This window comes from Nostoc cf. edaphicum LEGE 07299 (assembly GCF_015207245.1).
In the GTDB taxonomy this organism is placed as follows: Bacteria; Cyanobacteriota; Cyanobacteriia; order Cyanobacteriales; family Nostocaceae; genus Nostoc; species Nostoc edaphicum_B.
Genome location: NZ_JADEXF010000534.1, coordinates 1 through 4076, shown reverse-complemented (window position 1 = coordinate 4076; position 4076 = coordinate 1). Strand labels below are relative to the sequence as shown.

The following is a 4076-nucleotide window of genomic DNA, read 5'->3' as shown; positions in this document are numbered from 1 at the left end:
AGGCACAAAATATCGCAACTCTTGGAGTGTTAATTCAAAATCCTCCTGCACAAACACAAGACTTGCTGCAACAGGGTAAAGTGCTGTATAAGGCAGGACAATTTGCAGAAGCGATTAAAGTTTTGCAACAAGCAGTTAAAAGTTTTGGCAGTCAAGGTAATGCATTACAGCAAGCTGTGGCATTAAGTAATTTGGCGTTGGCATATCAAAAACTGGGTAATTTGCCACCAGCGCAACAGGCAATTACAGATAGCTTGAAGTTGCTCGAAAAATCCTCTTCTGCACAAAATCTTCAGGTTTTGGCTCCAATTCTAGATATTCAAGGTAGTATTCAACTAGACTTGGGACAAGCTGAACAGGCACTTAACACCTGGCAACGCGCGGAAGCCAGCTATAAGCAATTAGGCGATCAAAATGGCATTATCCGCGATCGCATCAATCAAGCGCAAGCATGGCAAGTTTTGGGATTTTACCGTCAGGGTTTAAGAATCTTGACTCAATTGCAGCATCAGTTACAATCAAAACCTGATTCAGTCAGTAAAGCAGTAGAATTACGGGCTTTTGGGAATGCTCTGCAATTAGCTGGAGATTTGGATCAATCCCGTCGGGTATTAAAGCAAAGTTTGTCAATTGCCCAAAAATTGGATTCTCCCCAAGATGTGAGCGCTGCTTTGTTGAGTTTAGGCAACACAGCACAAGGACAGCAAGATTTTAAAGGGGCAATAGAGTTCTATCAGCAAGCTGCTGCGATCGCTCCTAACCAAATTAGCAAAGTTCAGGCTCAAGTTAATCAGTTGAACTTACTAGTGAACACGGGACAAACAGCCGCCGTGCAGACACTATTGCCGCAAATCCAAACTCAACTGGCACAACTACCCACTTCTGTGAAAACTATTTATGCACAGATTAATCTAGCTCAAAGCTTGATGAAATTCGGAACCACACCCGAAACGATCGCTCAAATCTGCGCCAGGGCCCTGCAACAAGCTCAAGATTTAGCAGATAAACGAGCCGAGAGCTTTGCCCTGGGGACTCTAGGCAGTGTATACGAACAAACTAAACAATGGTCAATAGCCCAGAACCTCACCGAGCAGGCACTGTTCGTAGCCGAAACAATCAACGCCCCAGATATCGCTTATCTTTGGCATTGGCAGTTAGGACGCTTGTTAAAACAGCAGGGAGAGATAAAGAGCGCTATTGCTACTTATGATACTGCGATCGGTGAGTTGCAGACTCTCCGTAGTGACTTAGTGGTTATGAATAGAAATGTCCAGTTTTCCTTTAAAGAAAGTGTAGAACCTGTATATCGAGAGTCCGTAGAATTATTGTTGCAGTTTCAGCAAACTCATCCAAGCGAACTAACCCTAGACAAAGCTAGACAGAGGATTGAAGCACTTCAACTGGCAGAATTAGACGACTTTTTTCGGGAAGCTTGCATTAATGCCAAAACTGTTTTGCTTGACACAGTGGTAGATAAAGATAATCCCACAGCCGCAATTATTTATCCAATTATTCTGCCTACTCAACTCCAAGTCATTGTCAAAATTCCTCAGCAACCACTGCGTAATTATACAGTAAATAAGTCACAGAATGAGGTAGAAGGTACTATAAAACAACTCAGAGAGTATTTATTAGAACCCGATCGCAATGAGGAAGTGCAAGCGTTATCACAGGAAGTCTATGGGTGGTTAATCAAAGAAATTGAGTCAGATTTAAAGGATAGTGGAGTCAAAACCCTTGTATTTGTATTGGATGGCATATTGCGAAACGTGCCAATGGCTATACTGTATGACGGTCAGCAATATCTAGTAGAAAAATACGCTGTAGCACTCAGCTTGGGACTCCAGTTACTCGAACTCAAACCCTTGACACAAACAAAACTCAATGTACTAGCTGCCGGGTTAGTGCAACCACCACAAGGCTTTCAACAGCAATTTCCACCGCTACCAGAAATTAAATCAGAATTCGACTCTATTTCCCAAGCGATCGCCTCTACTACCCAGTTACTAAATCAAGACTTTAACAGCAAAAACCTAGAGAGTAAGGTAAATACTGTGCCATTTAATGTGTTACATCTGGCAACCCACGGTCAATTTAGTTCTAATGTTGAGAATACTTTTATACTTGCAGATGATGGCCCGATCAACGTCACGGAATTTGATAGCCTGTTGCGCCGTCGAGATCAAACTCGCTCAGAAGCTTTGGAAATGTTGGTGTTAAGTGCTTGTCAAACTGCTACTGGTGACAATCGCGCCACGCTAGGGTTAGCAGGAGCATCCGTGAAAGCTGGTGCCCGTAGTACTTTAGCTTCACTATGGCATATCAGTGATAAATCTACTGCTATCTTAATTGGTGAATTTTATCGTGAGTTAGTTAAAACTAAGGTGACAAAGGCTGAAGCCTTGCGTCGTGCCCAAGTAAAGTTGTTAAAAGATTACCCCAATTACAGTCGTCCTGGTTACTGGGCACCTTATGTTTTAGTTGGTAACTGGCTTTGACAAATTCTATCCACTTATTGAAGTTTCTACAGATTGCCCTTTTGGAGTGTGGTACAAGAGGGCTATGTAATGTAGTAAACGAATTTTAAGTATTTTTAATTTAGAACTAAAAGTTATGTCATTCAATCAAAAAGTTAGCTTACCAAAGGTAACGCTTCCTAACAACAGTGAGATTTTTTGTCTGCAAAAAAATGAAGAAATATTTTTAATGTACGAGCAAGTACAAGAGTATTTTAGACATGGAATTGAACTAAATGAAGGCGATACAGTGTTTGATGTAGGAGCTAATATTGGTATGTTCTCTTTATGGGTATATAAATTGTGTAATAATAATATAAACATTTATGCTTTTGAACCTGTTCCTCAAACATATCAGGTGTTAGAGCAGAATGTTAAAAGCCTCGATCCAGAAAAAATAAAGGCAATAGCTTGCGGTCTTTCAAAAACATCAAAGGTTGAGAAATTTGGTTATTATCCTAATACTACATCTATATCCACTGCATACCCAGATGGTTCAAAAGAGGAAATAGATAAATTTAAAAAAGCTGCTTTTCAAAAAATCGATGCTATTCGCAATCACAACGATTTATCTTCGTCTTTATACTGGTATACTAAAATACCTCGTTTTTTGCTTTCGCTTATACTTGACTATAAATTAAAAAAAGCTTTCATCGTAGAACAAGTTACCTGTCAATTAAGAACTTTATCGGAAGTTATACATGAGTACAAAGTTCAGCAAATTGACTTGCTAAAAATAGATGTAGAAAAAAGTGAATTAGATGTACTTTTGGGAATCGAAGAACAAGATTGGTCAAAGATTAAACAGATTGTTCTTGAAGTACACGATCTAGAAAATAGAGTAGAGAAAATTTCAACATTATTGACAGATAAAGGATTTAATAAAGTTATAGTAGAGCAAGAAAAATATCTTAAAGGTACTGATATCTGCAATATGTATGCTTTGCGAGAGTTCGGTATCCCGAATTGAAAAAACAACCTTTGCTTTTTGTCACGAACGTATAAGTAAGTTGGTGCGAAAAAACAAAGTATGTTACGAAACATAAATAGGCTTAAAATCTTTGCTAATGACCAATGACAAAGGACAAATGACAGCCTTAGCCAGTTAGCTTTAATTGCGCCAACCTACTTACACAGAACTTTAGTATCCAGGCATTGCGACGTAAAGAGGAAGCTGTTTGATGCGAGTAATCCAAGCACTCACTTGCGGATACGCTTTAAGAGCAATTTTGGCATCACTGGCAAGTTCAATATAGGGATAACAAGCAACATCCGCGATCGTTGGGTGATTTGTTTCTAGCCAGTCTCGATTGAGAAGATGCTTGTCTATCACCTCAAGCGTATACCTTGCCTTTTGCTGTGCGCCTTCTAAATCGACAGGTGTACCTAATAGAAAAAACCGTCGAGCCACAGATAGACTATTCTGAATCTCATTAGCAGCAGTAGACAACCACTGCAAGACTTTACCCATTGCTTCCGGTTCTAAGGGCAACCAAGATTCTCCGCCATACTGACGAGCCAAATATACTAAAATAGCTTGCGAGTCACGCAGAACTACAT

At 39.8% G+C, this 4076-nt stretch carries 3 protein-coding genes; 2 read left to right on the top strand and 1 reads right to left on the bottom strand.

What is annotated here, in order from left to right:
* Together IQ229_RS16310 and IQ229_RS16305 are read left to right on the top strand one after the other, a co-directional pair.
* On the top strand, positions 1-2498 hold a 2498-nt coding region (locus tag IQ229_RS16310), incomplete at its 5' end, for a CHAT domain-containing protein (RefSeq protein WP_194045423.1).
* A gap of 115 nt (positions 2499-2613) precedes the next feature.
* A complete protein-coding gene (locus IQ229_RS16305; protein WP_194045421.1) occupies positions 2614-3486 on the top strand; it encodes an FkbM family methyltransferase in 873 nt (290 codons plus the stop codon).
* Between the two features lie 171 nt (positions 3487-3657).
* Here the strand turns inward: IQ229_RS16305 and IQ229_RS16300 are convergent.
* Positions 3658-4076, bottom strand: a 419-nt coding sequence (locus IQ229_RS16300) for a glutathione binding-like protein (protein WP_194045419.1), incomplete at its 5' end; no start/stop codon positions are given.